Origin of the sequence: Arthrobacter sp. FW306-06-A (assembly GCF_021870055.1) — a bacterium.
Lineage (GTDB): Bacteria > Actinomycetota > Actinomycetes > Actinomycetales > Micrococcaceae > Arthrobacter.
Genome location: NZ_CP084552.1, coordinates 187,680 through 212,048 on the forward strand (window position 1 = coordinate 187,680; position 24,369 = coordinate 212,048).

General features: G+C 65.4%; 25 protein-coding genes, 1 pseudogene and 2 riboswitches. Of the genes and pseudogenes, 10 read left to right on the forward strand and 16 right to left on the reverse strand.

What is annotated here, in order from left to right; genetic code table 11:
- The first annotated feature begins 54 nt into the window (after positions 1-54).
- Positions 55-393 carry a hypothetical protein gene (locus LFT49_RS00940; protein ID WP_157238330.1) on the forward strand — a complete coding sequence of 113 codons (339 nt, stop codon included), beginning with the start codon at positions 55-57 and terminating at the stop codon, positions 391-393.
- 219 nt (positions 394-612) lie between these two features.
- Positions 613-1,311 carry a GOLPH3/VPS74 family protein gene (locus LFT49_RS00945; protein ID WP_157238329.1) on the forward strand — a complete coding sequence of 233 codons (699 nt, stop codon included), beginning with the start codon at positions 613-615 and terminating at the stop codon, positions 1,309-1,311.
- 178 nt (positions 1,312-1,489) lie between these two features.
- On the opposite strand, the gene LFT49_RS00950 is transcribed toward LFT49_RS00945, so the two are convergent.
- The 7 genes from LFT49_RS00950 to LFT49_RS00980 all read right to left on the reverse strand — a co-directional run bounded on the left by LFT49_RS00950 (position 1,490) and on the right by LFT49_RS00980 (position 8,527).
- Positions 1,490-2,077, reverse strand: a complete 588-nt coding sequence (locus LFT49_RS00950; RefSeq protein WP_157238328.1) for a hypothetical protein — start codon at positions 2,075-2,077, stop codon at positions 1,490-1,492.
- On the reverse strand, positions 2,074-4,785 hold the full coding sequence (locus LFT49_RS00955) for a tyrosine-type recombinase/integrase (protein ID WP_237429439.1): 2,712 nt from the start codon (positions 4,783-4,785) through the stop codon (positions 2,074-2,076). Before LFT49_RS00955 ends, LFT49_RS00950 begins: the two co-directional genes overlap by 4 nt.
- Positions 4,782-5,975, reverse strand: a complete 1,194-nt coding sequence (locus LFT49_RS00960) for a tyrosine-type recombinase/integrase (protein ID WP_157238326.1) — start codon at positions 5,973-5,975, stop codon at positions 4,782-4,784. The genes LFT49_RS00955 and LFT49_RS00960 overlap by 4 nt, the downstream gene beginning before the upstream one ends.
- 60 nt (positions 5,976-6,035) lie before the next feature.
- Positions 6,036-6,293 (reverse strand): hypothetical protein, encoded by a 258-nt coding sequence (locus LFT49_RS00965; RefSeq protein ID WP_306971917.1) that lies wholly within the window; start codon positions 6,291-6,293, stop codon positions 6,036-6,038.
- Between the two features lie 3 nt (positions 6,294-6,296).
- Entirely contained in the window at positions 6,297-6,749 is a 453-nt protein-coding gene (locus LFT49_RS00970) for a helix-turn-helix domain-containing protein (RefSeq protein ID WP_237429440.1), read from the reverse strand.
- 41 nt (positions 6,750-6,790) lie between these two features.
- Positions 6,791-7,396: a recombinase family protein gene (locus LFT49_RS00975; RefSeq protein ID WP_237429441.1), complete on the reverse strand. Its 606-nt coding sequence runs from the start codon at positions 7,394-7,396 to the stop codon at positions 6,791-6,793.
- A gap of 177 nt (positions 7,397-7,573) precedes the next feature.
- Positions 7,574-8,527 (reverse strand): LysR family transcriptional regulator, encoded by a 954-nt coding sequence (locus LFT49_RS00980; protein WP_237429442.1) that lies wholly within the window; start codon positions 8,525-8,527, stop codon positions 7,574-7,576.
- 106 nt (positions 8,528-8,633) lie between these two features.
- Between LFT49_RS00980 and LFT49_RS00985 the strand changes: the two genes are divergently transcribed.
- From LFT49_RS00985 to LFT49_RS01005, 5 genes are all read left to right on the forward strand, one after another.
- A complete protein-coding gene (locus tag LFT49_RS00985) occupies positions 8,634-9,821 on the forward strand; it encodes a TDT family transporter (protein ID WP_237429443.1) in 1,188 nt (395 codons plus the stop codon).
- A gap of 264 nt (positions 9,822-10,085) precedes the next feature.
- Positions 10,086-10,517: a DUF3105 domain-containing protein gene (locus LFT49_RS00990; protein ID WP_237429444.1), complete on the forward strand. Its 432-nt coding sequence runs from the start codon at positions 10,086-10,088 to the stop codon at positions 10,515-10,517.
- A gap of 235 nt (positions 10,518-10,752) precedes the next feature.
- Complete coding sequence (locus LFT49_RS00995; RefSeq protein WP_237430581.1) at positions 10,753-11,364, forward strand: recombinase family protein; 612 nt, start codon at positions 10,753-10,755, stop codon at positions 11,362-11,364.
- Between the two features lie 189 nt (positions 11,365-11,553).
- A complete protein-coding gene (locus LFT49_RS01000; protein ID WP_237429445.1) occupies positions 11,554-12,393 on the forward strand; it encodes an undecaprenyl-diphosphate phosphatase in 840 nt (279 codons plus the stop codon).
- A 248-nt stretch (positions 12,394-12,641) separates the two neighbouring features.
- A riboswitch (Fluoride riboswitch) is annotated at positions 12,642-12,719 on the forward strand.
- 126 nt (positions 12,720-12,845) lie between these two features.
- Positions 12,846-13,415 carry an inorganic diphosphatase gene (locus LFT49_RS01005; RefSeq protein ID WP_237429446.1) on the forward strand — a complete coding sequence of 190 codons (570 nt, stop codon included), beginning with the start codon at positions 12,846-12,848 and terminating at the stop codon, positions 13,413-13,415.
- A 200-nt stretch (positions 13,416-13,615) separates the two neighbouring features.
- Here LFT49_RS01005 and nhaA read toward each other — a convergent pair whose 3' ends face one another.
- The 8 genes from nhaA to LFT49_RS01045 all read right to left on the reverse strand — a co-directional run bounded on the left by nhaA (position 13,616) and on the right by LFT49_RS01045 (position 21,030).
- Entirely contained in the window at positions 13,616-14,962 is a 1,347-nt protein-coding gene (gene nhaA / locus LFT49_RS01010) for a Na+/H+ antiporter NhaA (RefSeq protein WP_237429447.1), read from the reverse strand.
- Between the two features lie 108 nt (positions 14,963-15,070).
- Positions 15,071-16,318 (reverse strand): MFS transporter, encoded by a 1,248-nt coding sequence (locus LFT49_RS01015; protein WP_237429448.1) that lies wholly within the window; start codon positions 16,316-16,318, stop codon positions 15,071-15,073.
- Positions 16,319-16,376: 58 nt separating this feature from the next.
- Complete coding sequence (locus LFT49_RS01020; protein ID WP_237430582.1) at positions 16,377-16,745, reverse strand: fluoride efflux transporter FluC; 369 nt, start codon at positions 16,743-16,745, stop codon at positions 16,377-16,379.
- 5 nt (positions 16,746-16,750) lie between these two features.
- The gene (locus tag LFT49_RS01025) at positions 16,751-17,365 is read right to left on the reverse strand and encodes a fluoride efflux transporter FluC (RefSeq protein WP_237429449.1); all 615 of its coding nucleotides are present in this window, start codon (positions 17,363-17,365) and stop codon (positions 16,751-16,753) included.
- Positions 17,365-17,919: a universal stress protein gene (locus tag LFT49_RS01030; RefSeq protein WP_237429450.1), complete on the reverse strand. Its 555-nt coding sequence runs from the start codon at positions 17,917-17,919 to the stop codon at positions 17,365-17,367. The genes LFT49_RS01025 and LFT49_RS01030 overlap by 1 nt, the downstream gene beginning before the upstream one ends.
- A gap of 23 nt (positions 17,920-17,942) precedes the next feature.
- Positions 17,943-19,229: a phosphopyruvate hydratase gene (gene eno / locus LFT49_RS01035; protein WP_237429451.1), complete on the reverse strand. Its 1,287-nt coding sequence runs from the start codon at positions 19,227-19,229 to the stop codon at positions 17,943-17,945.
- A 30-nt stretch (positions 19,230-19,259) separates the two neighbouring features.
- Complete coding sequence (locus tag LFT49_RS01040) at positions 19,260-20,015, reverse strand: 2,3-bisphosphoglycerate-dependent phosphoglycerate mutase (protein WP_237429452.1); 756 nt, start codon at positions 20,013-20,015, stop codon at positions 19,260-19,262.
- Between the two features lie 21 nt (positions 20,016-20,036).
- Positions 20,037-20,127: riboswitch (Fluoride riboswitch) on the reverse strand.
- A 42-nt stretch (positions 20,128-20,169) separates the two neighbouring features.
- The gene (locus LFT49_RS01045) at positions 20,170-21,030 is read right to left on the reverse strand and encodes a hypothetical protein (protein ID WP_237429453.1); all 861 of its coding nucleotides are present in this window, start codon (positions 21,028-21,030) and stop codon (positions 20,170-20,172) included.
- Positions 21,031-21,452: 422 nt separating this feature from the next.
- Between LFT49_RS01045 and LFT49_RS01050 the strand changes: the two are divergent.
- Positions 21,453-21,800 (forward strand): annotated as a pseudogene (locus LFT49_RS01050) (recombinase family protein); the annotation flags it as partial.
- 191 nt (positions 21,801-21,991) lie between these two features.
- Here the strand turns inward: LFT49_RS01050 and LFT49_RS01055 are convergent.
- Positions 21,992-22,177 carry a hypothetical protein gene (locus tag LFT49_RS01055; RefSeq protein ID WP_237429454.1) on the reverse strand — a complete coding sequence of 62 codons (186 nt, stop codon included), beginning with the start codon at positions 22,175-22,177 and terminating at the stop codon, positions 21,992-21,994.
- A 152-nt stretch (positions 22,178-22,329) separates the two neighbouring features.
- On the opposite strand from LFT49_RS01055, the gene LFT49_RS01060 reads away from it, so the two are divergent.
- Both LFT49_RS01060 and LFT49_RS01065 read left to right on the forward strand, forming a co-directional pair.
- Complete coding sequence (locus LFT49_RS01060) at positions 22,330-23,427, forward strand: Mu transposase C-terminal domain-containing protein (protein ID WP_237429455.1); 1,098 nt, start codon at positions 22,330-22,332, stop codon at positions 23,425-23,427.
- 13 nt (positions 23,428-23,440) lie between these two features.
- A complete protein-coding gene (locus LFT49_RS01065; protein ID WP_237429456.1) occupies positions 23,441-24,331 on the forward strand; it encodes an AAA family ATPase in 891 nt (296 codons plus the stop codon).
- Positions 24,332-24,369: the final 38 nt, after the last annotated feature.

Below are 24,369 nucleotides of genomic sequence, written 5' to 3' on the forward strand. Positions count from 1 at the left end.
AAAGGCACCAACGCAGTTTCCGTTCCCCTCCGCAGTTGAACGAAAGGTACCCGCATGACTTTCTACCGCCATGACCTCTGGCACACCCTTCTCGGCGCCCTCGTGGAAGTCCGGAAAAACGGCACGGTCGTTCGGGAAGGACTCGTTGAGGATGTCATGCCCGATTCCTCGGCGCTCTGGATCGCCGCCGACGGGCTCACCGGCCGTGTTCTGATCGAAGCCGCTGAAGGACACGAGGTGTGGGTCGAGCCCAGAAAGCTTGAGGGTCAGCGCTCCTACCGGATGACATCGCTAGCACTTCAGGACGGGAGCGGACATCGGGCACGCAGGAACGCCGGCCATGGACGGCACCGCTACCGCGTCAGAACTGCAGTGACGGACAAGGCGTCGTAGACACCTTGCTCCGGCTTTCCAATACCTTCGCCACGAAATGACCGCCTGACCGTAACTAGGGCAGTTATGGCAACAGCCACGGCAGCACGGACAGGGGATCTATCCGCGTTGCCGTGGCCGCACCCCGCGCCGGGACGGCAGACACGCGTCTAGCCAGTCATCTTCTATGAATCAACGCGACTGGTTGTGACGGAACCCTGACGGGAGCACCATGATCTTATGGATCCTCAAACAGCTAATGGCGGAGAGCTGAGCCTTCCACAGGCGTTCCTCCTGCTGGCAACGAACGATATCGACGGCGAACCGGAGCTGCCGTCTTACGTACTCAGGACCACGGTGGCGGGGGCAATCCTGGCCGAACTGGACCTGCTTGGCGCAATCGAACTGCAGGGCAAGAATGTCCGGGCCACCGGTACAGAGCCACAAACACACCTCCAGCACGAACTGGAGATCATCCGCCACAAATCCCGTCCGCACCCACCTAAAAAGTGGGTCTCCATGCTCGAGGGCCGTGCCGAGGTGCAGCGCGTCTACGAGAGCATGGCCTCCCGAGGCATCCTGGATCAAGTCGGCGAAAAGCACCTCGGCGTGTTCAAGAGCGTGCGGTACCCGGAGAAGGACCATACTCCAGAAGCGGCGCTCCTGAAGAGGATCGAGTCGGCGCTGAGCGGTGGCCGCGCCGAATCGGCGTCCGGTTCCCGTGCCGAGCAGTTGGAGCCTTCAGAAACTGCCCGCGCGGAAACAGATCCCAGGAACCGGGCGCTGATCGCACTCCTGCACGCAGCGCGCTTGCTTGAGAAGCTATTCCCGGCAGCCGATCGGAACCGGATTCAGGACCTGACGCATGACCACTGGCCGGCCCGTGCGGTGGAGGACGAACTTCGCGAGCTCAGGGTGGCTGCTGAACCGCTCGTCTAGGAGACCGTGCTACAGCTTGTAACGGCAGGCCCTCCCTCCCGGGAATATCTTGTCTGTGCCTTCGTGGGCCCGGCCAGTTACTGACGAATGGGAGCCGGAGCGCGACAGGACAGCTTGTTCCCTCGGCCCGAGTCCAGACCAGAAGAGGTAGCTGCAACCGAAGCTGTAAGACTGAAGTTTAAGTTCGGCCGGGGCGGGTTCGTTCTGGGCGGTTTAGTTCGGTCATCAGGGAACGGTTAACGCTGTGGGCTGCTTGCAGGTCTGATGAGAGTGCTGCGACTTGCTGCTGAGCGTGATGAAGCTCTTGGGTTCTCTCGCTGGTTTGTTTGGAGAGGATGGCGTTTTGATCTGTCAGTTCCTGGACGCGAAGGCTTTGGGAGTGGGCGTCCGTGCCGTCGATTTGGTCCCCGAGCAGTTCGGAGATGCGTCGCTGGTGCCTCTGTAGTTCGTGCCTGAGCCGTTGGTTCTCCTGGCGCAGAAGATCACGTTCGACTTGGAGCGAGCCCGTCGTTGATTTTGTTGTTTCCGGGGATGTCACGGAGCCCGTGGCATGTCGTTTCTGTGCTTTCCTGACCTCGTCCAGGAGGGGTTCCTGTCGGACGAGCCACGGGCTGACACCGGCGAGGCGTGCAACCTCGGCTACCGTGATGGGGCTGCGCGTACGTTCCATGGCCTCAAGGGTTGCCAGAACCGCACCTCGTTTGTTATTGCTGTCCTTCTTTCGTTGCCGGACCATGGCGGCCGCGTTGCCCGGATGTTTGCTCACTCGATCTCCTTGCCGTTATCGGTCCTGAGTCTGAGGCTTCCGACCGGGATGAAGGGCTTCTCGACGGCGGTCGGGACGCTGGCGCGGACCCGGCGGAGCACAGCGGAGGCCTCGGCCAGTGACTCCCGCTCGATGGAAGGCAGGTCGGCAAGGCGTGATTCCTGTGCCTGGATAAGGCCCGTGAACGCTTCTATTTCATTCTTGGTGTCCGTGATTAACGAGGGGCGCAGGTTCTGGGCGATCTGCCACGCGAGGTCTTCTTTCATGCGTTCCAGATGCGCCTTGAGGTCAGGCAGGTGGGAAGGATCCGATCTGAAGAACGTACAGCCGCCGCATTGGAAGCGGGCGGGGCATGCCTTGCCTCCTGCTTTGATGTTGGTCGGTTCGGTGCAGTTGCCGAACGGGACGGCCACGGCGGCCATTGAGTAGAGCTCTTCAGCGACGGGGGCGTGGGTGCCGTGGGTGTCGAAGGAGAGTCTTTTGACGGATTCGATGGCTTTACGTTTTCGTGCGTTGGTCACCGTGTAGTACCTGGCTGTGGTGTCCGCGGATCGGTGGTCCATGAGGCGGCGGAGGGTTTCCTGGGCGACTCCTGCGTCGGCCAGCCGTTGGCAGTAGGAGTGGCGGAATGCATAGGCGAAGACGGAGGTTTTGCCGAAAGGAGTCCCCGTTCCGGGGCCGTTTGCCGGGCCGGGCAGGTCCGGGAGCCGGTTATCGATCCAGTCACGGAGCCGGCGGTTGAACCAGGCCGTTTTGAGGTGTTTGTCCCGGGCGCGGGAGCGGAACGTGGGAAACAGCCAGTCCTGCTGCCCGGCAGGCATCGCCTCGATGTGGCGGTCGCGGATGATGAACCACGACTCCAGGGCGTGGGCGGTTTCTGCCCAGATGGGGAGGCGCCTGCCCCTGCGTCTGCCTTTGTCGTTGTGCCACAGCAGGGTGGCTTGACCGGTCCTGTCGTAGCTCAGGCATTCCCTTCGGAGGCTTGCCGTCTCGTTCGGCCGCCTCCCGGCGTCGCGCAGCAGGGTCATGTAGCAGGTGAAGGCTGCTTTATAGACGTCATTGGGGACCGCGGCCGAGGTCGGACTGGCGACACGGGCCGTGGGTAACTGTTTGAAGAGGTACTCGATGACGGGTTCGGGGATTGCCCGTCCGGTCTCGTCGTCAGCGTCTGTCCCTGGGGCGTCTTCTAGCGGGATTTGCAGGTCGTAGTCGAGGGAGAAGGAGAGCGTGGTGTGTTCGAACAGGTCAGAGTTCTTCCGGGTGTAGTCGATCATGCCCGCCACGGTTGACCCGAGAAAGCGTTTGTAGGCGTTGGTCAGGGGTTTTCCGTCGAGCCGCGTCAGGCCGGCCAGTGCATGTGCGAGCACCTTGCCATGCTCGCGGGTCAGTCCGGATGCGTTGGTCGGCGCGGGAAGGCGTCGCGCCGAGCATTGGACGATGAAGTCGGTGCATAGTCTTGCGACGTGAGTGATGAGGGTCGTCGAGGAGGTTTCGGTGGTGGACCGCTCCAGGATCCAGAGCTTGGTCATGTGCCGGGCCCAGTCCAGAGGGATCGGGCGGAAATCCAGGGCAGCCATGGATCGTGCGGAGCCGGATCTGTTTGAAGAGGTCATGAGCAGACCGAACGGGATGAGGTCCGATTGCAGCAGATCACCGTCCGTGGACCACGGGACGTAGCGTTCCAGCAACCTCGCCCGCACCACCCGGAACATGGACCAGGCATTTACGGAACACAGCATATTGCCCTCAGCAAGTGCGTGGGTGTCGGCGTTCAGGAAGGACTTCGTGGCCTGAGGGAATTCCAGCGCCGACTTGATGAGGGCCTTGGTCGTGGTGATGTTGATCGGGAAGCCAATGCGGTCCTGATGCTGAAGGGACCACAGCAGTTCCGTGGCCAGTCCCGGGTGCCGGCGGCGTAGAGGGGCCAGGTTGAGTTCGTACCCGTCGGTTCTCGCCGGCGGCGCGTGGATTTCCCGGTAGCCGTCAGGTTCCAGAGAGACGACAGCTTCGCGTTCAAGATGCAGCGCAAGCTCACTCGGGTCGTGGATCAGCTTGGCGTGCATTCTGCAGATGCCCGTCTGGTTGGCGTGGTGACGTTTGTAGCCGCACCACGGAACTGCGCAATACTCTGGCGCTGCTACCGGATTGGCGGCTTGGGACGCGATCCATTCCTTGATGTCTTCGACTGTGTGGCGTGGTTGGTGGCCCAGACACAGGGGAGGGAGCCGGTCTTTTTGCTGGTGCCATCGTTTGGGGTTCCCCTCCGTCGGGGTCATCAAGGGCACACCAAGTCCCTTGCTACGGTTTGTGCAGTTCGTCACCGAACACAGGATCGGGACGACGCGGGATGCCCAGTTGGTGTCCTGCAGCTGGACTGCCCTTTCGACCCAGGCCTCGGCGGTCATGGCGCCGAGGCGTCTGGTGTGCCGGAGGTAGCGGCCGGTGCAGACGTTGCACAGCCCGCTGCGGCGTGTAAATGAGGGGCCATGGCAGCCAGGGAACCTGCACTGGTTGACGAGCGTGCCCAAGTGGCCAGGAACTCCGGTGAAGACCCAGGCCTCGCTGTCCCATTCCTCCGGCCGCCAATCGTCCCGGATTTCCTGGGCAAGCATGTGCTGGAAGCCTGCAAGGTCCGCGGCCGGGTCGACTGGTTCCGGCCGCGGTAGGACCGGAGAAACATCGAAGATGACTGATTGTCCGCCGCTCATGTGGGCTCCGACGAACGGAACCGGACACGTTCGATGGCCTCGCGCAGGTCCTGGTCGGAGGAGTGCTCATACACGAGCTGGGATGAGGGACTGCGGTGCCCGAGCAGTGCCTGAACGTCCCGCGTCGGCACTCCTGCCCTCTTCCAGCGGGTCGCCGCGGTGTGCCGTGTCATGTGCGGGTTTACCCGGAGCCCAGCACGGCCTGAAGAGCGGTAGAACATCTTCACGGCGTTGGAGTACTTCAACGCTTCCCCGACATGGGACCGGGAATACAGGTTGACGAAGACCATCGGGTTGGAATCCTGGGCCAACCGGTCGATGCGGTCCTCAAGGTACAGGTAATACAGGGTGCAGACCGCTTCAGTGACCGGGACTGTGCGTGGGTTCGAGGATTTGGACAGCGCAGCGTTGGGATTCTGTCGCCGCCGGACGTGGATATGTGGCCCAACGGACACACAACCGACGGCACGCGAGTCATGGAAAAGGTGCAGATCCTCTGTCCGCAGCCCCAAGGCCTCACCGATCCGGACGCCCGTTTCGACCATCAGTGCCACCAGGAAACGGTCACGGTGGTTGGAGACCGCCTCCAGCAACGACTCCGCACCGGTTTCATTCAGCAACTTCGGGGCTTCTTCGATTTCCTTGACGCGAACTGCCCGGGACCTCAACACCTGGCCCGGCAGGAGTCTGTCACCGGAATAGCCGTAGGCGATTCTGGTTTCGTAGAAGCCTGCGGCTGTCTTCTCACTGACCAGATCACTGCGCGCGGCCCACATGTAGAACTGGGTTATTGCCGCGGCATACTGGTTCATTGTTTTCCCGCTCCGGTAGCGCGGCTCACGATATTCCGCGTTTCCCTCCGGGGCGTTCAACGCGGTGACGGCGAGCTCCCGGATGAACCGGGAAACGACAGGAACACCGTCAGTCCAGTCCAACCTCGCCGGACCGAGCCAGGTGAAGAAAGCGGCCAGGCGCTGCGCGTAGGCCCGGATGGTGTTGGCGGACCGGGCAGAACCCAGAAGGTAGTGAAGGTAGGCGCTGGCCTCAGAATGCAACTCGTAGGTGGAGGAGTCCACTACTGCCCAGGACGGGCCTCCAGCCTTGTGGATGACGCTGAACGCGATCCAGCGCCGTGAAATCGGGACGATCGGGTGGGTGGTCGACGGAAACGGAATCAGGGACTGCGGCATACGAACGTACCTCGTCAGGGTAGATAATCCGTGCGTTCCGAGACGACCCTAATGCAGAACCTACATCGCTGTGAACCCCACTTGAGGGCAGATAAGCCGCACCTGCACCCGCCAGTATTCGACACTTACGACGTCCCCTGTGCCCAGCGCTGCGGTCCGCCTGGTGTTCCACCAGTCGTTCCTGGCGAACCAGTGCACCGGGTCTGCGCCCACGGCCCAGATACGGCCGTCGAACCTGACGGCCAGGGGAGCGCCGGCCGCGGTAAAGCGGACGTCGACCTCGACGTCCAGAGTTGTTTCATTCGCTACTGCTGTCACGGTTTACGCGCTCTCCCAAGTTCCTCGCTCGGCCCGGTGCCGCCATGCCAATTCATAGGTGTCCCGGTAAGCGGCGGTTCCCAGCTGGGCAAGTGTCTTCATGCCGGGGTCAACGCCCGCAGTGATGGAGCGGACGGTGCTGTAGGAGAGAGGTGGCCAGCCGTGGTCGGCGGCGACGCGGTTGGCTTTGCGGGCGATGGCAGCCACAGACAGGGGCGGTTTCACCAATGCCAGGCCTTCGACGAGTGCGACAAGCTCGGAGGTGCTTCTGCGTCGGGTGGTCCCTCGGTTTGCAGTAGCCAGTCCGGCGATGCCGTTGCGTTTGTGGGCCGCGTGCCAGCGCTGCAGTGTCCGAAGTCCGATGCCTTCGTGCTCAGCAAGGGCAGTAAGGGGCACGCCGTCTTCGATATGCCGGCGCAGGATCCGCCAGCGCATAAACGCTGTCTGGTCAGGCATGGAGGCAGTGTTACCGGTGAGGGTGCCGCTGCCTCCGGCCGTCACCGGACTGTTTTCTGCCCTGAACGGCGCCGCGGCACGGCAGGGGCCGGTTCGCGCCGGAGTGCCCGGTAGACGGTGGTCCGGCTGACGCCCAGAACCTCGCCGATCTTCTCGACCGTCATGTCCTTCTGCTCATACATCCGGCGGGCGGTCCGGAGCTTGTCCTTGGTCAGCAACGGGGGCCGGCCACCAAAGCGCCCGCGAGCCCGTGCCGCCTGAAGCCCTGCGTTAGTCCGCTCACGGATCAGATCCCGCTCGAACTCCGCCAGCGCCGCAAACACATGGAAAACGAGACGTCCGCCCGAGGAAGTTGTATCGATCGCCTCTTGCAGGGACCGGAACCCGATGCCACGCTCCTGGAGATCGGCCAGCTGGTCAATCAGGTGTCGGATGGACCGGCCAAGCCGGTCCAGCCGCCACACAACCAAAGTGTCCCCGGGCCGTAGCTGATCCAGAACCTTGGTCAGTTCCGGCCGGGACTCCAGAGACCCGGAAGCCGTGTCCGTGAAGATGCGGTAGCAGCCGGCCGCCTTCAACGCGTCCTGCTGCAGAGCCGCGTCTTGGTCCCCGGTCGATACCCGGGCATAGCCCAACAGATGTCCCATGCGCCCAAATGTACCAATACCCGTCAACCAGCAGAAGAACCGGCACATAGAATCCGGCACTGGGTTCCGCTACAAAATTCGGGGGTGCATCGAATCTCTTCATTGAGTCGGTTGGTTTGTCGCAGATACGGTCGTTTTAGGTAGCCGAACCTCCCTGCTTCGCGAAGTCGCCTGGTTTCATGACTTTCGGCGGGTGGCGGTTCCTGGGGCCGCTCTGGCGGCGATGGCTGCCAGGTCACGGGCCGGTCCGGGCGGTGGTGTGGTGCCGGTCTGCCAGATGGCGGTCAGGGTGCGGCGCAGGGGCAGCCCGCGGACGGGAACGGCGATGAGCCGTTGCAGGGCGAGGTCGTCGCGGACGGCCAGTGCGCTGAGTACTCCGGGGGCCGTGCCGGCTGCGATGGCGGAGCGGACGGCCGCCGTCGTGGACAGTTCCACCAGCGGATCTGCCAGGGGCGGGGCCCCTGCGGCGGTGAGCAGGTGTTCGAGGGCGTCCCGGGTTCCGCTGCCGTGTTCCCGGGTGACCAGCGCGGTTGTAGCCAGTTCGGCTGCCGTGACGGGGATCCGGCGCCGGGCCCAGGGGTGCTCCGGGGCGACGACCAGGACCATGTCATCGTTCTGCACCGCCGCTGCGCTCAGGTCAGGGGGAAGGTGCGGGCTTTCGATGAAGCCGATGGCTGCCTGTCCGGATCGGACCAGGGCTACGGTGGCTTCACTGTTGTTCACCGTCAGCTCCACGACGGTGGGGACGAGTCCGAGGCTCTCCTGCTGGCGGCGCAGCGCGACCAGCCAGAGCGGCAGCAGGTGTTCGGCGATGGTCTGGCTGGCCGCGACCTTCAGTTGCCGGGCGGTGTCGGATCGCAGCGAGGCGATCCCGGCGTCCAGCCGTTCCGCGGCTGCGAGGACCTCCGCCGCCCACCCTGCGACCAGTGCACCTGATTCTGTCAGGGTGGATCCCCGCGGTGTCCGGGTCAGCAGGGCGGACCCGATCTGGGACTCCAGGGAACGCATCCGGGAGGAGACAGCCTGCTGGGACAGTCCAAGGCGTTTCCCGGCGGCGGAGAGGGATCCCAGATCATGGACCGCGGCGAGCATTTCCAGGGCGGAGAGATCCGGTATCCGGGGGCTGAGCATCGGGGAATCTCCTTCAGAAACGTCACATGTGATACAAGTCCGGCTTGTACCCTGACAAGTGTATGCCCCCTACTGCGGCAGGTCCCGGTCCGGGAGCATAGAAGGTATGGAATCTCTGCTGCTGACCGCCGACGAACACCACTCCACACCACCGGCACAGACCCATGGTCGCCGTGCTGGGGGCCGGCGCGTCCTGCGCCGTCTGGATAGGTCCTCGGAGCTGTTCGCGAACCTGACCCCGAACTGGTTCGCCTCCATCATGGGTACCGGGATCGTCGCGACCGCAGCCGCGACGCTGCCCCTGCAGTTTCCCGGCCTGCGCACTGGCGCCACCGTCGTCTGGGCTCTGGCGTCCCTGCTGCTGATCCTGCTGAGTGCCGCGACCGGGGTGCACTGGATCCGGCACCGGGAAACCGCCCGAAGCCACCACAGCCATCCGGTGATGGCGCACTTCTACGGCGCACCGCCCATGGCGCTGCTCACCGTCGGCGCCGGTACCCTGCTGCTGGGCAAAGACGTCCTGGGCGAACAGCTGGCACTCGGCATCGACGCGGTGCTCTGGATCGCCGGGACCCTGCTGGGGCTGGCCAGCGCCGTCGCTGTCCCGTACCTGCAGTTCACCCGGCACCAGGTCACACAGGACAGTGCGTTCGGCGGCTGGCTTATGCCCGTCGTCCCGCCCATGGTTTCGGCCTCCACCGGGGCCCTGCTGCTGCCCTACGTCCCGGCCGGGCAAGCACGCCTGACCCTGCTGATGGGCTGCTACGCGATGTTCGGACTGAGCCTGCTGGCCTCCATCATAATCACCACACTGATCTGGAACCGCCTCGCCGGGCACAAGATCGGGGCCGCCGCGGCAGTGCCCACCTTGTGGATCGTGCTGGGCCCGCTGGGCCAGTCCATCACCGCCGCGAACCTCCTGGGCGGGAACGCCCACCTCGCCGTGTCCGGGACCCTGGCCCGGGCGATGGAAGCCTTCGGCGTCTTGTACGGGGTGCCGGTTCTGGGCTTCGCGCTCATGTGGGCCGCCCTCGCAACCGCCATCACGATCCGCACCGCCCGTCAGGGCCTGCCGTTCTCCCTGACCTGGTGGTCCTTCACCTTCCCCATCGGAACCTGCGTCACCGGCCTGACCGGCCTCGCCGCCCACACCCACCTCGCCGTGTTCGACGCAATGGCCGTCGCAGGCTACACCCTGCTGGTCGTCGCCTGGATCATCGTCGCCGCGCGGACCTTCCACGGCAGCATCCTCGAAGGCACCCTCTTCCAGAAGCCCGCAACGACCGCACCGTAGGCGGGCCGCAGCGGACCAGCAACCCCTCACGCAAACAAGCAACCGTTAACAGCGCCCGAAGGTGGCCTCATGAAACCCCGGACAACACCCGGTTCACAGCAACGCTCACCCACCAACACAAAAGGGTCCAGGTCGCCCGCCCGATTGCAGCGGCCATTGATCGCCGTCGGCGTGCCACTCCTCCTCGCAGCCGGCGCGCTCACCTACGGAATCACCGCAAACGGCACCGGCCAACCGACCCCGCCAGCAGAGAAGGGCCCGACCATGATCGAAGGAGTCATCAGCTATGCCGGCCTGAGCAGGAACCACGTCCAGACTGCGGTGACCTATCCGCAACGTCCCGGCGTCGGCGGAGACCACTCACCGGTGTGGACGAACTGCGGAGCCTACGACCGGCCCGTGCAGGAAGCCCGGGCAGTGCACTCCCTTGAACACGGTGCCGTCTGGATCAGCTACCAACCCGGGCTTCCCGCCGATGACATCGCCAAACTCGCCCGGCTTGCAACCAACCAGAGCCACGTGTTGGTCAGTCCCTTTCCCGGACAGGGATCCCTCATCGAAGCAACCGCCTGGGGAAAACAACTAAGCGTCACAGACCCGGCAGATCCGCGGCTGTTCGCATTCATCAAAGCATTTCAGCAGGGTCCGCAGACACCCGAACCCGGCGAGACCTGCAGCGGCGGAGTCAACGGATAAATCAGGAGACATACCGCCGCTCGACCGGTCAGCCCCCAACGCGCGCTGTCCCATGAACTGCCGCTCACCCGTTGATGGCTCCCGGGCGGGACGACAAACCGCCAATCTAAACTGCGATTTAACCGCCAACTCCGACTAAAAGTCACAAACGGGCTAAGTGACATATTTTGATTCCGGCCCGGTTTGGAATCGACCTGTCACTTAAACGAACGTATAGATGACAGAGGAGAAATCGGTGCTGGTCGGATACATGCGCGTCTCGAAAGCAGACGGATCCCAAGCCACGGACCTGCAGCGGGACGCGCTCCTGGCCGCCGGCGTCGACGCCGGTTTGCTCTACGAAGACATGGCATCCGGAACGAAGGATAACCGGCCCCAGCTCGCAGCATGCCTCAAGGCTCTACGCCACGGCGACACCCTCATGGTCTGGAAGCTCGATCGGCTCGGCCGAGACCTGCGGCACCTGGTCAACATCGTCCACGACCTCACCGAACGGGGAATCGGGCTCAAGGTCCTGACGGGCCAGGGCGCTGCGATCGACACCACCACCGCGTCAGGGAAGCTCGTCTTCGGAATTTTCGCCGCCCTTGCCGAGTTCGAACGTGAACTCATTTCCGAACGAACCCTTGCCGGCCTCGCCGCCGCCCGCGCCCGCGGCAGGAACGGCGGACGTCCCTACAAGATGACCCCCGCGAAACTCCGGCTCGCCATGGCATCCATGGGCCGACCAGGCACCAAAGTCGGCGAACTTTGCACCGAGCTGGGCATCACGCGGCAAACCTTGTACCGTCATGTTTCGCCCTCAGGAGAGCTGCGGCCGGATGGCGAAAGGCTTCTTTCCCGATAGGTTTATTCGCGGCTCCCTTGCGCACGCCCCCTGCCGCTGAGTGCCCACGGACGATGTCGGCTCCTGTTCTGGCTGCCCCCTGGTGCGATATGACGGGCCGGACCGGGATCAGGTAGCGTTTCACCGGCTCCACTTCGATCCGTCAACTGAGGCTGGTCCTTTTTGGGCCGGAAAGTGATCAGCGAAAGAATGAACCTGCTTCAAGCAATCGTCCTGGGTGTCGTCGAAGGAGTGACTGAGTTCCTGCCCGTCTCCAGCACCGGACATCTGACGATCGTTGAGAAGCTCCTCGGTCTGCAGGTCGACGACGGCGGAGTAACAGCATTCACGGCGATCATCCAGGTCGGTGCGATCCTGTCCGTCGTCGTCGTGTATTTCCGAGCCGATATTGCCCGGTTGTTCCTCGCCTGGGCCCAGGGGCTGCGCCGGGCCGAAGCCCGCACCCATCCCGACTACCGTTTCGCCTGGTACGTAATTATCGGTTCCATTCCGATCGGTGTGATCGGTTTTCTCGGCAAGGATCTCATCGCCGGGTCTCTGCGGAACCTCTGGGTTGTCGTTGCCGCCCTCATCGGCTGGAGCATCGTCATGGCAGCGGCTGAACGGACGGGCCGGCAGACACGCCCCGAGCGGGCGGTCACCCTCAAAGACACGCTGGTCATCGGCCTCATGCAGTGCATCGCTCTCATTCCCGGCATCTCCCGCTCCGGAGCAACCATCAGCGCCGGTCTATTCCGGGATCTGGACAGGGTAGCGGCCACCAGAATTTCGTTCTTTTTGTCCATCCCCGCGCTCACCGCCGCCGGAGCCTACGAGGGTCTTACCCAGGCCGGGGAGATCAGTGCGACGGTTGGCTGGATACCCACCATCGTCGGTACTGCCGTTAGTTTCATCGTTGCGTACGCATCGATCGCCTGGCTCCTGCGCCTGGTCGCCAAACACAGCATCACGGTCTTCATCGGATACCGCATCGGGCTCGGCGTCGTCCTCGCGGCGCTTCTTGGCTTCGGGATCATCGCCGCCACGTAGCTCCGCCCTGTTCGGTTCCGCTCCCCGACATACGTGCCCACAGCCGGCGGCTCGAACGGGCAAGCCCGCGAAAGTCTGTCGTCCCGCACGTTCCCCGGCTGGCCTGTCCAGAAAATCGGTCCGCGAGGCAGGAAGCTCCACGTGCACTAAGACCGGGCATGGCCCGGGCAGCTGTAAGCATCCCCCATGGCTCGCCGTGATGACACGGCGGGCAAGTCCTTGCCAGCGGGCCTCGTCATGTGGTTGATTACAGGGACGGTGATGGATCTCGCCGGGGCGGGCCACCGTCCGAACCGCCGCACCCGGCTGATAGTTCCTGTTTAGTGCCACGCACAGACGGAGAACTATGCCTAATTTCGCCACCGCCTCACATATGCGGGATGAGCGTCCCCAAGCGGACCGTAAAGACTCTCGCCCTGCATCGACCCAGGTTGCCGACATGGGGTGCTCTCATGACTGACTACAACGCCCTCCTCGGGTGCGGGGACTACAACCGTGGCCTGGTCATCGGTGTTATTGACATTCCGATGGGATCGAGCCACAAGATCGAATGGGACCGCACCACGGGCCTCTTCCACCTAGACCGGGTAGACCCGCGAATTTTCGCCAAACCGGTGAACTACGGATTCATCCCGCAAACGTTGGACGAGGACGGCGATGAACTGGACATTCTGTGCGTGACCCGCGAACCGCTGCCCACTGGGCTCGTCGTGCGCGGCCGGATTCTGGGCGTCCTGAACTTCCGCGACGGGGACGATATGGACTATAAGATCGTCGCAGTCCCGGCAGATGACCGCGACGAGGGGGACCGTATCCGCACCATCGAAGATCTCGGTACCAGGTGGCAGGAACAGATCACCCACCACTTCAATCACTACAAGGACCTCCAGCCCGGAACCCGCGCCCAGGTCCTGGGCTGGGGCACGCCTGAGGAAGCCGCCAGGATTCTCGGCGAATGCAGCCAACGCTGGCAGGACCGAATGGGCGGCGGACCGCAACCACGAGGCCCCCTCCTGGCATGAACCGAAGCCCATGCCCCAGGCACAGCCTCGGCGGCAGGAGGCGTGACCGGCTAGCTCCCCTTTGCCGTCGGTGCTCTGGGAGTACTCTTGCTCTGCGTCTGCTCTGCATCCGCGCGTCCAGCGCGGAATCTGTCCGGCTGGCCCTTATCTTTCGTAGATTCGCTGAGCGATCGTCCGCGGGATGGTATCGATGGGAACGGTCAGGAGGAATTCCGGGGTTCGTAGGCGTCGGGGATGCCGTCGTGGTCTGAATCGATCAGCTCCGCTTCGTGGGCCTGCCGGTACTGCCGGTTCCTGGTCCGCAACACGGCGACAGCCAGCAGTGCGGCCAGGACGGACGCTGTGAGGATACCCACCTTCGCATGATCATCGTGCAGGCTTCCGTTACCGAAACTCAGTTCGGCCACGAGCAGCGAGACGGTGAATCCGATGCCCGCCAGGAGTGATACCCCGAGCACGTCTATCCATTTAAAGGTGCTGTCCAGTCGCGCTCTGGTGAACTTGGTGAGGAGCCAGGTGGTTCCGAGAATTCCGGCCGGCTTGCCCAGGACCAGCGCCAGGATGATGCCGGCGGCCACCGGGTCCGTCAGCGCCGAGACCAGACCGTCCCAGCCGCCGACGGCCACGCCGGCGGAGAAGAACGCGAACACGGGTACGGCAACACCGGCGGAGATCGGGCGGAACCTGTGCTCGAAGACTTCGGCAAGGCCGGGGCCCGCGTCCGGACCGCCGCTGGCCTTGGAACGAAGGACGGGGACGGCGAACCCCAGCAGCACGCCGGCGACGGTGGCGTGGACGCCCGAGGCGTGCACCAGCGCCCACGCGAGCGTGCCTAACGGCAAAAGGATCAGCCACGCCGCAGGGGCTTTCATCTTGAAGAACCGCCGGTATTTCTGTGCCAGGAACGTGTAGAGGGCCAGCGGGATGAGTGCCCACAGCAGCGGCCCGGTCTGGATTTCGGTGGTGTAGAAGAACGCGATGATGCTGATGGCGAGGAGGTCATCGACCACGGCCAGGGTCAGGAGGAAGATCCGCAGGGCGCTGGGCAGGTGCGAGCCAATAATGGCCAGAACGGCGACAGCGAACGCTATGTCAGTGGCGGTGGGGATGGCCCAACCGCGAAGCGTCTCGGGGCTCGTGATGTTGATAGCGGCGTAGATGAGTGCGGGGACCACCACGCCGCCCACGGCGGCAGTGACCGGGACGATCGCTTTATTGAGCTGGCGCAAGTCTCCGGCGACGAATTCCCGTTTGAGTTCCAGGCCTACTAGGAAGAAGAAAATGGCCAGCAGCCCGTCTGCGGCCCAGGCGCCGAGGCTCAGTTGCAGGTGCCATGGCTCGTAGCCGATCTTGAAGTCCCGGAGGGCAAAGTAACTCTCGGACACCGGAGAGTTGGCCCAGATCAACGCGATGGCGGCGGCCGCCACCAGGAGCACGCCGCCGACGGTTTCTTTGCGCAGGATCTCGCCGATGCGCAATGACTCCGCGTAACTGCCCCGTCCGAAGATGGTGAACCGGGGCGGCGGTGAGGGGAGTTTCTGGCCCATGAAGGACTCCTAAAAGTTAGGTCGACAAAAAATACTGCCGACCAGACTTCCCGGCTCACCTTCATATAGTCTACGGGGCGCCTGCGTCATCAGGCAGTCCGCGCCCGGCTACGCAGCGGGTCCCTGCGTGGGCGCGGGCACGGATTTGAGCAACGGGATGAAGGCGATCAGCGCGACGAGCTGGGTGCCGATGGTGAAGATGATGAGCCCGGTGAGGGACGTTGAGTAGAGGGCTCCGATGATGGTGGATCCGGCGAGCCAGGCGATGCCGTAGATGGCGGTGAAGATGCCGTATCCGGTGCCCCGGGTGGCGGAGGGGACGAGGTCTGCGACGGCGGCGCGGAGGGTGGATTCGTGAATGCCCAGGGCCGCTCCCCAGACGACGGCACCAACCCAGACCAGGACGGGCGTGTTGCTGAAGGACAGGAAAGGGACGGCCGCGGTCAGCGGAAGGGCGATGAGCAGCCCGCGCAGCCCGATCCGGTCATAGAGCGCCCCGGAGCCCAGGGCTGCCAGCGCTGCTGCGCCCATGGACACCGCATAGGTCACCGGAATCAGCGCCGAGGGCATCACGTTCTGGACTTCCAGGTGGTAGGAGATAACCCCGAAGGTGGAGAACCCGAACATCGACACGGCGGTGAAGGCGCTGTACCACCAGAACCGGGCCGGCAACGGGACCCGGACCCGTACCTGCCCGGGCGCGGGGGCTGGTTCGCTGACCGTGTGTGTGTCGTAGCGTGCAGGATCGGGCGCGGCCCGGCGGAGCAGGATCACGGCAACGAGTGCCGCTGCACCCGGGATGGCGAGGACACCGAATCCGAGTTGGAAACCGGAGACGGCGACCATGAGTCCGACGAGCAGGGGCCCCAGCAGTGCCCCGGACTGGTCGAGGGCCTCGTGGATGGCGAAGGCTTTTCCGCGGCCCATTTCGGCCCCTGCGTGGGAGAGCATGGTGTCCCTGGCCGGGGTGCGAACTGCCTTGCCGAAACGCTCCGTGATGACCAAGGCCGAGGCCTGCCACAGTGAGCTTGTCAGGGCCATGAAGGGGACAGCGATCACGGTCAGGGCGTAACCGGCGATGGTCAGCGGCCAGTATTTGCGGGTCCTATCCGCCAGGGGGCCGGTGCCCAGGCGCAGCACGAGGGCCACAGCTTCCCCGAAGCCGGTGATGAAGCCGACCATGACCGCGGACGCGCCGAGGGTGGCCAGGAACGGTCCCGTGATGGACCGGGCTCCTTCGTAGACGACGTCGGCGAGCATGCTGACTACGCCGAAGGCCAGCACGAAGCCCATGGGTCCGAGCCTGTGCAGGCGGGTTTTCGGTGTTCCGTCCGTGCTGAGGTGGTCTTGATTCATTTCCGGCACTGCTTCTCCTTGGGCTGGTTCGTGGAGATGGTTCCGTGGCTGGCCGGTTTCATAGGAGGCTTGCCGCCGCGAGGCCTGCGGCTGCGGCGCCGATGGCGGCGGCGGCGGTGCCGATCCCGTTCAGGAGGGCCAGCCCGGTCCGGCGGGACTGGATGAGCCGTACGGTCTCGAAGCTGGCCGTGCTGAAGGTCGTGTATCCGCCCAGGAATCCGGTACCGGCGATGGTCTGCAGCTCGACCGGGGCGGCGTGGGCTATCACGAACCCGGCGACGAGTCCCAATAGGAAGGATCCGGTGACGTTGATAGCGATCGTGCCGATGGGCAGTGCGGCGCGGATTGTGGAGCGGACCAGCCCGTCGACGACGAAGCGGGTTCCGGCGCCGAGGCCGCCTGCGAGGCCCAGCAGCAGAATGGTCAGGACGTTCACTGATGGCCTTCCTGCCGGTCGGGGCGGAGGGTCGCGTCCCGGCGCCGGGTGGTCATCCGGGTGTGGTGGCCGGCGGCAGCCCGGATCCCCGCCACCGTCGCGACAGTGCCGCCCAGCAGCGAGGCAGCCACATAGATCAAAGCATCGGTGGTCCGTCCGGAGCCGAGCAGGGTGTTCGTTTCCAGGGCCAGGGTGCTGTAGGTGGTGAAGGCGCCCATGAACCCGGTCCCGGCGAGCAGTCGGATCACCCTGAGCCTGCCGGTGTCGGGGCCGCGGCGGACCAACGCCTCGAGCAGGACCCCGAGCAGGAATGCCCCGGCCAGGTTGATGATCAGGGTGGGCAGCGGCCACCCGCCCGGGGCGGGCAGGACAATGCTGAGACCGTAACGGGCCAGGGCCCCAACCACGCCTCCGGTGATGACGACCAGCACGAACCCGGGGTGCAGGTGCACCGGGCGGTGTGCGCTCACCTCGCCGAGGGTCCCGGCGTCCGCGTCATCCGCCACTACCTGTTCAGGGTCGCTATCGATGGGCAACCGGTCCATGGCCGTGGTGTCGGGTCCTGCCGAAGGGGGGTCGGTTGCTGTGATCTCCGGGATGCGCGGTTCCATCAGTGGTGGCCCTCCTGCCGGGGGTGTCTGGTGTGCGGGGCGAGCGGGACGACCAGCACGGGGCGGTGCTGGCGGTGGGTGAGATGGACCGCGACGGAGCCGACCAGCACCTCCTCGAGGCGGGCGCCGAGGCCGCGTTCGCGCGTGCCGACGACGATGACCGAGGCATCCGTGGACTCGGCCAGCCGTCCCAGCGCCCGGGCCGGTTCCCCGGAGAGAGTCGCGAAGGACCAATCGATGCCGGTTCCGTCCAGGGCGTCCTGGAGGCGTTCCCTGATGGCGGCGGCGATGCCTTCGATGTCGTCATCGATGCCGTCCGGATCAATCGGCCGTGCCTCGATCCGCCCGTCGGGTTCCTCGGCGAGGTAGGTGGTGACGTCCACGTAGGCGCAGATGAGCTTCACGTCCAGGCTGTAGGCCAGTTCCGCGGCGCGGTGTGCCACGGCCAGGGGCTGGCCGGGGACCACCCCCATCAGCACCGGCCCGGAAATCCGGCGCGGTACGTAGGCGATGGGTCCGGTGCCGGGCCGGGGTTCCTTTGCGGGCTCATTCATGGGCGTTCCTAACGTGGCGGTGTCTACTGGTCGTTGAGGTGGGTGCCGGTCGGCCCGTAAGGCAGCTCCGGATACTCGTCGGTGATCTCCAGGAGACGGTTGTATTTGGCGACGCGTTCCCCCCGGGCAGGTGCCCCGGATTTCAGCTGACCGCAGCCTGAACCTACGACAAGGTCCGCGACAAACGTATCGTCGGTTTCACCGGACCGGTGCGAAACCATCGCCCCGAAACCTCCCTCGGAGGCGGCCGTGAGGGTGTCGAAGGTTTCGCTCACGGTTCCGGCCTGGTTGGGTTTGATCAGCACCGCGGTCGCGGACGCGGTCCGGATACCTTCCCTCACCCGGTCCGCGGAGGTGACGAACAGGTCATCGCCGACCACCTGCACCCGGCTCCCGAGGGCCGCGGTCAGTGCCGGCCACCCCTCGGGGTCGTCTTCGGCCAGGGGGTCTTCGAGGCTCCAGATCGGGTAGTCGGTGATCAGCCTGTCGTAGTAGGCGATCATCTGCTCCGGGGTGTAGCCCCGTCCCGCCACCGTGTAGGTCCCGTCCCCGAAGAAGGAGTTCGCCGCCGGATCCAGGGCGATCGCGACCCCGTGCCGCCCCAGGGCGTAGCCGGCATCCCCGATGGCGGCCACAATCAAGTCCAGTGCCTCCTCAGGGCGGGCGATGTCAGGGGCGTAGCCGCCCTCATCGCCCAGTCCGGTCGAGAGGCCCTGTTTGCGCAGCCGCCGGGACAGCGCATGATAAACATCAGATCCCCAGCGCACCCCGTCAGCGAACGACGGCGCCCCGGCGGGGGCGATCATGAACTCTTGAAACTCCAGCGGGTTCGCCGCATGCTCTCCGCCGTTCAGGACGTTGAAGTGCGGCACCGGCAGCCGCCCTGCCCGGCCCAGGCCGTGGCCGATCCAGGTATGCAGCGGGGTTCCTGCCGCGGCCGCGAAGGCCCGGGCAGCGGCCATGGAGACCGCCACGATCGCGTTTGCGCCCAGCCGGGAGCGGCCCGGTGTGCCATCCAGAGATATGAGAGCGTGATCCAGATCGGTCAGGCTTGCCCAGCTCCGGGAGGTCAGCAGCCCGGCGATTTCACCGCGGACATTCGCCACGGCCTTCTGCACGCCCCTGCCGGAGTATTCCTGGCCGCCGTCGCGCAACTCGACCGCCTCATGGGCACCGGTGGACGCCCCCGAGGGTGCCGAAGCGGCGGAGACTGTGCCATCCGCCGCGGTGAGCCAGACTTTCACCGTGGGGTAGCCGCGGGAGTCCAGGATCTGCAGGGCACGCACCCCGGTGATCTGAAGTTCATTCATGATGATTTTCTCCATTTCCTCGTCCTCATCTCAGGTCCCGCCGGCGGCGGCGACCAGGGCGGCGGCAGTCCGCGCCGCCAGCGGATTCAAGTACTCCCCGCCCCGCACCAGCGGCACCAGGTCTGGGCTGAAACGGTAGAGCAAGGGCTGCCCGGTGGGAATGTTCAGCGATTCGACTTCTGCTTCCGAGAGCCGGTCCAGGACCCGGCAGAGCGCCCGCAGAGAGTTCCCGTGGGCGATCACGAGCACATCCTCCCCTTCCCGAAGCCGGGGGCGAAGATGCTGGTGCCAGAACGTCCTGACCCTCTTGACGACTCCACAAAGAGACTCGGTGGCTTGGACGGCTTCGGGAGGCTGCCCTGCCATAGCCGGGCTGCGCCGGATCGCGGCCAGTTCGGCCCGTGGCATCGGCGGCGGCGCACCGTAGTACGAGCGGCGCCAGAAGTGGAAGACCTCCGGCCCGAGCTCGCTCAGCAGTTCGCTGCGGTTCCGCCCGGTGAGGGAGCCGTAGCTACGCTCATTCATCTCCCACGCCGCTGTGGCCGGCGCCGTAGCCTGCCCCAGCACAGACAGGACGATGCGGGCTGTGTCCCGGGTTCGGGAAAGGGTGGACGTGTAAACGGCATCGGGATGGAAGTCAGCGGAAGCCATGAGCTTCCCGGCTGCCTCAGCCTCGCCTTTGCCAGCTGCGGTCAGCGGCGGGTCCAGCAGACCGGTGAACCGGTCCTGGGCATTCAGGACGCTTTGACCGTGGCGGAGCAGGATCAGCGAGCCGGGTGCGGGCATGGGCCACCTACCTTCGATTAAGCAAAGGTAGGAACCATCAGCCAGGAGGCGGTTCGAACGCCCGGCACCTTCTGAGCGGGCTGTTCCGGCGGGATCCATCACCGTGAACAGAGACTACAGGCACAGCGGCGGTGCCCGCCAGCATATGACGCGGTTACTCGCTGCGCTCGGCTCCTGTCGTTTCCGGACCGGGTTCCGCCTCCCGCGGGTTGCTGGCCAGGTACAGGGGCAGGCCCCAGCCGGCAAAGAAGCCAACGGCCTCGATCCAGGAAGCATTTTCTTCACCGCCGACCGGGGCGCCGTAGTCCGTCATCGAGTCGGTCAGGTGCCTCATCCGTCCCCTGATCTCGCGCAACCGCGAGGCAACTGCGTGACGCAGCTGCTCCGGCAAGGGACGTCGCGCCGTCAAATGGAAACGGCACAACAGCACCGGGTCGCCAGCCCCTTTCGACGTCTCAGGATCACAGGCGGGGCAGACCCTGTCCCGCCACAGCGGGAATGTCTCCCTGCACCAGGCTGTCGTGTGTGCCAGCCCGTTCGCTTCAACGGTGAGAGCCTCGGTGTTGGAGTTCGCGTAACCCATCCGCAATCCGGGCAGGGACGGGGAGGCCATATCCTCACAGATCCGGCACGGCCCCACCGGCAGGAGCACTTCGTCCGGATGCCGGTGCAGCAGCGAGCCTTTCCGGCCCAGCCCGGCAGCGACGTGTTCGAGGAGATCCTCATAGAGAACCGTGACGTCAAAGGGCTGGTGGCCGCCGCGGACCCCTGCGCCCGCCTGCCAGAGCTCAATCTCCACCACCGCGTACGCCCAGGTGTGCCGGGGACACAACCCAAGCGAGGCACGCAACAGTCGCCGCATGCTCCCGTCCATAATGTCTCCGTGGATGAAAGACCACAGCTGGCGCACTTCCTCCGCCGACAGCTCCAGCGGGCGCACGGGCAACAAAGCGCCGGTGACGTTGTCCCGTTCGCGCGTCTCCAGGGTGCCGGACCCGTTCCGATTTCCAGTCATGCGAATGACCCGCCCTCCGTATTCGGGGCAGGACCCATCAGCCACCTCGGCGGTCCGAACCGGCAAACAACCGGTCCCGGCGGGATCCATCACCGTTACAACAAGGCTAAACCCCTTCCACTTCCCGTACTACGTCCCATTTGTCGGGGAACGCCCCACAGCGCAGAAGCGATCAGAAACTCTCGCGGTCCAACGCCAAGCCGAAGCCCCGAAGAGCAGGAATAAACCCTGGAGGACGGCTCGGGAACCTCATGAATCAGCGCTATGTCCGAAAAGTGCAGACGACTTCTGACATTCCGTGCAGACGACTTCTGAATCTGACAAGACAGCCGGACGCCCGGCCGGCGGCACGGCGTGTCGTGTCTCATGACCCGTGTCCGTGATGTATATAAACGAAGCGACGTTGGCAATACACTGACGGCATGGCTTTGGTCGGTTACGCGCGGGTGTCGACCCGGGAGCAGCACCCCGAGGGCCAGACGGACGCGTTGAGCGCGGCCGGGTGCCGGAAGGTGTTCGTTGAGCACGCCTCCGGGGTTCTCGCGCGCCGCCCGGTCTTGGACGAGACGCTGCGGTATCTCCGGGACGGTGACACGCTCGTGGTGACCAAGCTGGACCGGCTGGGCCGCTCGGTGCGGAATCTGAAGCAGATCGCCGACGATCTTCAGGAGCGCGGCGTCGGACTGCGCGCCTTGTCCCAGGGGATCGACACCACCACGCCGGGAGGACGGCTGTTCTTCCACATGCTCGCCGCGATCGCCGAGTTCGAGCACGACCTCATCGTCGAGCGCACCCAGGACGGACTGGCGGCCGCCCGGGCCAGGGGCCGGAAGGGCGGTCCGAAGTTCAAGATGACGGCGACGAAGATCGCCCAGGCACGGGCCATGTATGACGCGGGCGGTGGCACCTGGCCCGGGTCAATCCGCCGGCCGCGAAGCAGGCGTGAGACGGCCATGGCGGGTCAGCGGCTGACTCCCGAAGAGAAGATCGGGCTGCTGCGCCGCCACTTCGACGACGGGGCACCGCTGACCCGGCTCGCCGACGAGTCCGGCATCCCGGCGCGGACGCTGCGCCGATGGGCGGCCGCGTTCGCCCGGACCGGCACCACTGCCGGGCTGGAACGGAAGGACCGGTCGGACCGCGGCATCCGGCAGCTGCCGGCGGATCTCGTCGGGGCGGTGGAGGGTCTCGCACTGCGCCATCCCGCCCCGACGGTCGCGTTCATCCACCGCCGGATCGCCGACATCGCCGCGGACCGCCGGCCTTCCCGCGCCCAGCTATTCGACGGTCAGGGCGATCGTGGCCGGCATCGACCCCGGGCTCAGGACCCTGGCACACGAGGGAGAGACCGCCTACCGGGACCGGTTCGAGCTGGTCTACCGCCGCACCGCGAAGCGTCCGAACGGGCAGTGGCAATGCGACCACACCCTGCTCGATGTCATGGTCATCGACGGGCAGGGAAAGACCGCGCGGCCGTGGCTGACCGTCGTCCTGGACGACTACTCCCGTGCCGTCGCCGGGTACACCGTGTTCCTCGGCGCGCCGGACGCGGAGCGCACCGCCCTGGCGCTGCACCAGGCCGTGAACCGGAAGGCGAACCCGGCCTGGCCGGTCCTGGGCCTGCCCGACGTCCTCTACAGCGACCACGGCTCCGACTTCACCAGCGCCCGCCTCGAACGCGTTTGTCTCGATACCCACGTCCGGCTTATCCACTCCCGCCCCGGCGTGCCGCAGGGCCGGGGCAAGATCGAACGCTTCTACCGCACCGTCACCGAGGAACTGCTGCCCCACCTGCCCGGGTTCATTCCGCACGGCACCGGCGGCGAACCCGCCTCGGCCCCGGCCCTGACCCTCGAGCAACTCGATGCCGCGCTCGAAACGTTCATCGTCTCCACCTACCACCGCCGCCCGCATTCGGAAACAGGCCGGCCGCCGGCCGAACACTGGGCCGCCGGCGGCTGGCTGCCGCGCCTGCCCGAGCATGCCGAAGACCTCGACCTGCTGCTGCTCACCGTGGCGAAGGCACGGACCGTGCACCGGGACGGCATCCGCTTCAGCGGCGTCCGCTACATCTCCCCGACCCTCGCCGCCTACGTCGGCGAACCCGTCACGATCCGCTACGACCCCCGGGACCTGGCCGAGATCCGAGTCTGGCACGAGGACACGTTCCTGTGCCGGGCCATCGCACCCGAACTGGCGGCCGGAACCGTCTCCCTCAAACAGCTGCAGGCCGCGCGGAACGAACGGCGCAAGGCACTCAAGGGACAGCTGCGCCGCAAGCTGTCCCTCGCCGACGCCCTTCCGCCCGACACCCGATACACCGCCGTGCCGGCGCCGGACGTCACGGAACCTCCCGCCGCCCCGGCAGCGAAGCTGCGCCTGTACGAAACCGACTGAACGGAGCACACCCATGTCGATCCTGGACGAAGGCGACGATGGCCGCAGGTTCCTCACCGGGCCCTTCGGCGAGCTCTCATCCGTCCCGCCGCGCCCTCCCACCGGTGCACCGGTGTTCCTGGTCACCAAGGAACACCGCCGGTTCGAAGAGTTCGCCGACACCGTGCGGAAGAACCGCTACATCGGGGTCTGCTACGGCCCGCCCGGCGTCGGCAAGACACTCTCCGCCCGCCGCTACGCCGGCACCGCCGAATGGGAGCAATGGCACCGCAACGGCGAGGCCGACCCGGCCCCCATCCCGGCACGGATCCTCGAAGCCCGCACCGCGTTCTGGACTCCCACCGTCACCGCAAGCCCACGCCAGATCGACCAGGCCCTGCCCCGCATCTGCCAGCAGATTTCCTGGATGATCGACTATCACGACCACGGCGTCATCGATCCGTTCGCACCGCGTGACTCACGCAGCTCGGGACTGACCGAACTGCTCATCATCGACGAAGCCGACCGGCTCAAGGCCGGCGGTCTCGAACAGGTCCGCGACTACTACGACCGCCACACCATGGGCGTCATCCTCATCGGCATGCCCGGCATCGAAAAACGCCTCGCCCGCTACCCGCAGCTCTACAGCCGCATCGGCTTCGCCCATCAATACCGGACCCTCAACACCGGCGAACTGGCCTTCGTCCTCCAAAACCGCTGGCACGAACTCGGCCTGCCCCTGGATCCCGGCGAATTCACCGACGCCGAAGCCATAGCGGCCGTCGCCCGCATCACCAACGGCAACTTCCGCCTCGTCCAACGCCTCTTCACCCAGATCAGGCGCATCCGCGACATCAACCAGCTCAACACCATCACCGCCGAGGTCGTCGAAGCCGCCCGCGAAACCCTCCTCATCGGATCCTGACGATCTGGCCAAATAGCGCTGCAAAATCAAGGCCATAT

What these genes read in the sequence shown, in the direction of transcription:
- LFT49_RS00940 (WP_157238330.1), top strand. Translation starts at nt 55, where the DNA reads ATGACTTTCTACCGCCATGACCTCTGGCACACCCTTCTCGGCGCCCTC.
- LFT49_RS00945 (WP_157238329.1), top strand. Translation starts at nt 613, where the DNA reads ATGGATCCTCAAACAGCTAATGGCGGAGAGCTGAGCCTTCCACAGGCG.
- LFT49_RS00955 (WP_237429439.1), bottom strand. Translation starts at nt 4,785, where the DNA reads ATGAGCGGCGGACAATCAGTCATCTTCGATGTTTCTCCGGTCCTACCG.
- LFT49_RS00960 (WP_157238326.1), bottom strand. Translation starts at nt 5,975, where the DNA reads ATGCCGCAGTCCCTGATTCCGTTTCCGTCGACCACCCACCCGATCGTC.
- LFT49_RS00970 (WP_237429440.1), bottom strand. Translation starts at nt 6,749, where the DNA reads ATGCCTGACCAGACAGCGTTTATGCGCTGGCGGATCCTGCGCCGGCAT.
- LFT49_RS00975 (WP_237429441.1), bottom strand. Translation starts at nt 7,396, where the DNA reads ATGGGACATCTGTTGGGCTATGCCCGGGTATCGACCGGGGACCAAGAC.
- LFT49_RS00980 (WP_237429442.1), bottom strand. Translation starts at nt 8,527, where the DNA reads ATGCTCAGCCCCCGGATACCGGATCTCTCCGCCCTGGAAATGCTCGCC.
- LFT49_RS00985 (WP_237429443.1), top strand. Translation starts at nt 8,634, where the DNA reads ATGGAATCTCTGCTGCTGACCGCCGACGAACACCACTCCACACCACCG.
- LFT49_RS00990 (WP_237429444.1), top strand. Translation starts at nt 10,086, where the DNA reads ATGATCGAAGGAGTCATCAGCTATGCCGGCCTGAGCAGGAACCACGTC.
- LFT49_RS01000 (WP_237429445.1), top strand. Translation starts at nt 11,554, where the DNA reads ATGAACCTGCTTCAAGCAATCGTCCTGGGTGTCGTCGAAGGAGTGACT.
- LFT49_RS01005 (WP_237429446.1), top strand. Translation starts at nt 12,846, where the DNA reads ATGACTGACTACAACGCCCTCCTCGGGTGCGGGGACTACAACCGTGGC.
- nhaA (WP_237429447.1), bottom strand. Translation starts at nt 14,962, where the DNA reads ATGGGCCAGAAACTCCCCTCACCGCCGCCCCGGTTCACCATCTTCGGA.
- LFT49_RS01015 (WP_237429448.1), bottom strand. Translation starts at nt 16,318, where the DNA reads ATGAATCAAGACCACCTCAGCACGGACGGAACACCGAAAACCCGCCTG.
- LFT49_RS01025 (WP_237429449.1), bottom strand. Translation starts at nt 17,365, where the DNA reads ATGGAACCGCGCATCCCGGAGATCACAGCAACCGACCCCCCTTCGGCA.
- LFT49_RS01030 (WP_237429450.1), bottom strand. Translation starts at nt 17,919, where the DNA reads ATGAATGAGCCCGCAAAGGAACCCCGGCCCGGCACCGGACCCATCGCC.
- eno (WP_237429451.1), bottom strand. Translation starts at nt 19,229, where the DNA reads ATGAATGAACTTCAGATCACCGGGGTGCGTGCCCTGCAGATCCTGGAC.
- LFT49_RS01040 (WP_237429452.1), bottom strand. Translation starts at nt 20,015, where the DNA reads ATGCCCGCACCCGGCTCGCTGATCCTGCTCCGCCACGGTCAAAGCGTC.
- LFT49_RS01045 (WP_237429453.1), bottom strand. Translation starts at nt 21,030, where the DNA reads ATGACTGGAAATCGGAACGGGTCCGGCACCCTGGAGACGCGCGAACGG.
- LFT49_RS01055 (WP_237429454.1), bottom strand. Translation starts at nt 22,177, where the DNA reads ATGCCGCGGTCCGACCGGTCCTTCCGTTCCAGCCCGGCAGTGGTGCCG.
- LFT49_RS01065 (WP_237429456.1), top strand. Translation starts at nt 23,441, where the DNA reads ATGTCGATCCTGGACGAAGGCGACGATGGCCGCAGGTTCCTCACCGGG.